At 70.7% G+C, this 2250-nt stretch carries 4 protein-coding genes; 1 reads left to right on the plus strand and 3 read right to left on the minus strand.

Annotated features, from left to right (window positions below):
• Positions 1-257 precede the first annotated feature (257 nt).
• Positions 258-965: an MBL fold metallo-hydrolase gene (locus WA805_RS20430; protein WP_425243123.1), complete on the minus strand. Its 708-nt coding sequence runs from the start codon at positions 963-965 to the stop codon at positions 258-260.
• Positions 966-998: 33 nt separating this feature from the next.
• Here WA805_RS20430 and WA805_RS20435 point away from each other — a divergent pair, with 33 nt between their 5' ends.
• Positions 999-1160, plus strand: a complete 162-nt coding sequence (locus tag WA805_RS20435) for a hypothetical protein (protein WP_422288213.1) — start codon at positions 999-1001, stop codon at positions 1158-1160.
• Here WA805_RS20435 and WA805_RS20440 read toward each other — a convergent pair.
• Positions 1138-1749 carry a cupin domain-containing protein gene (locus WA805_RS20440; protein WP_422278391.1) on the minus strand — a complete coding sequence of 204 codons (612 nt, stop codon included), beginning with the start codon at positions 1747-1749 and terminating at the stop codon, positions 1138-1140. The genes WA805_RS20435 and WA805_RS20440 overlap by 23 nt on opposite strands.
• A partial coding sequence (locus WA805_RS20445; protein ID WP_425243124.1) for a hypothetical protein occupies positions 1736-2250 on the minus strand: 515 nt, incomplete at its 5' end. The genes WA805_RS20440 and WA805_RS20445, both read right to left, overlap by 14 nt.

Raw genomic sequence — 2250 nt, forward strand, 5'->3', positions numbered from 1 at the left:
TGGGCCACGCTGGGACGGCGGCCCCTTCCGTTCGAGACCAGCATTCCCGGCGTGTTCGCGGTCGGCGACGTCCACTCCGGCTCGATGAAGCGGGTCGCCGCAGCCACCGGCGAAGGCGCCAGCGCCATCGCGTCGGTACACAAGGCCATCGCCACGCTGGCCTAGCGATCAAGGGACGCGGGTCGATCCGCATCGGTTTCGGATCTTAAGGACCAAGCCGAGTCAAAGGTCACTTCCGTGGTTGCGCACTGTAACTGCTACGCGGTCGCCAGCGTCGGAGCCTGGCCGGTGGCCTGGGCCAGGCGGCTCGCCGCTTCCGGGTCATGGGCGGGCAGGATCACCAGGCCCGGATCACGCTGCCGCATGGTGTTGATCATGGCAGTGGCCTCCCGCAGGCGGTGCCGGCTGCCGACCCCGGGGACGTGGCCGATCTGCAGCAGGTGAGCGTCGTAGGTCAGGTCGCCGACCATCATCAGCGGCGGCCGGCCTGGCCGGCGCACCAGCAGCGACATGGAGCCGGGCGTGTGCCCGGGGGTGGGCAGCAAGACCAGGCTGCCGTCACCGAACAGGTCGTGACATGCCTGGAAGGGAGCAAGATCAGGGTCGCCGGTCGGTTCCGGCTCAATCCGCTGCCAGCGCAGGCCGGGCAGGTCAATGTGCCGGCGCATCAGCCCGCGCATCTCCGGCAGCGGGCTGGACAGCGTATCCCACTCGGCCTGGCTGACCATGATGTCGGCGTGGCTCAGCTCGGCCAGGCCGCCGATGTGGTCCTGGTGGAGATGGGAAAGGACCGCGATCCTGACATCGCCGGCGGCGTAGCCGAGCCGGTCCAGCCCGGCGCTGAGGGTCTGCTGCGGGCTGATCTCGAACCGGGCCAGGCGGCCGTACAGCACCCCGGTGATGGCGCCGGGGAAATAGCCGGGATCGGTGACCGAGGCCCGGTCCTGACCGGTGTCGAACAGCACCAGCCGTCGCGGTGCTCGATGACGTAGGCGTTGATGGGCAGGGGCCCGGTCCAGCGCCGGGAGGCCAGCAGCCACCAGGCAGTGGGCCGCCAGGTCGAGGCCAGGTGGTCAGGGCGGATCTGCACGTGGCCGGTGCTTACCACCGACACCCGGCGGATCGGGTCGTTCTGGTTCATCTCGGTGTTCCTCCGGTAGGCAGGCCGGCTACCTCGGTCCCGCTGTCCCAGCGCTGGTAATAGGGGCGTATGCCGAAGGCCTTGGCCAGCGCCCATAGCGGAGGGAGCATGAGGTTCTGGGCCCAGATGGGCGGTGAGGTGACCCGGCTTTCGTGGCGGAAGTGCCAGAAGGTGGCGCCGAGCTGGAGCGGGTTCTTCGGCGCGCCCCGGGGTGTGGTCTTGCCGTCAGCGACCAGGCCGGCGAGGGCCTCGTGCCACTCCTTGGTACGCAGCGCCGGGCGGAGCTCGACCACGCCGTCGATCTCGGCCGGTCCGGGGTTTCCCTCGGAGTGCGGCACGCCGGCGGGCACGACGACCGTCTCGCCCGGCCCGGCCACGAGCTCCTCACCGGCCAGCGTGAAGCGGGCTCGGCCTGCCAGGATGGTGAACCGCTCTTCCTGGTGCGGGTGGACGTGCTCGGTGATCACCCCGCCGGGGACGCTGCGCCAGCTGAAGCGGACCAGCTGCCCGCCAGTGTCCTCGGCCAGTGCGGTGTAGGTGATCCACTCGCCGGTGGCGGAGTTGAAGAAGGGCCGGAACCCGGCCGCGGGGCTATCAGCCTGAGACATGATCATCAGGCCTTCGTGCGGAGCCGGACCCGGCCCGGAGGGCGGGCCGCAGGGCCGCCAGGTCGTGGAAGCCGGCCGCGGCGGTGCCCAGCAGCACCAGGCCGGCGGCGATGCCGGTGGTCACGGCCAGCGCGGTGCCCGACATCGTGGCGACGAGGATGACGGGCCCGGCGATCAGCGCCCAGCCGACTGGCCGGTAGCGGGGGATATGGACCAGGTGATCCAGATAGAGCAGCAGCGGCCCGATCGTGATCACGATGGAGGGCAGCACCCAGTCCGAGCGGCCGGCCGCGATGACGATGACGGGCAGCACGAAGGCAGCGACAAGTTCGATGACGGTGGCCGCGGTAACCAACCGCTCGATCCGCCGGGCTTCCGGGCCGGCCGGGCGGGGTGCCGTGCCAGCCGTGACCTTGATCGCGTAGGAGAACACGCCGATGACCGCGACCGCGGATACCGCGATCAGCACGTCTCCGGTGCGGCCGCCGATGGCCAGGCTCG

It is taken from the genome of Trebonia sp., assembly GCF_049794275.1.
GTDB lineage: Bacteria > Actinomycetota > Actinomycetes > Streptosporangiales > Streptosporangiaceae > Trebonia.

What these genes read in the sequence shown, in the direction of transcription:
- WA805_RS20435 (WP_422288213.1), top strand. Translation starts at nt 999, where the DNA reads ATGGGCAGGGGCCCGGTCCAGCGCCGGGAGGCCAGCAGCCACCAGGCA.
- WA805_RS20440 (WP_422278391.1), bottom strand. Translation starts at nt 1,749, where the DNA reads ATGTCTCAGGCTGATAGCCCCGCGGCCGGGTTCCGGCCCTTCTTCAAC.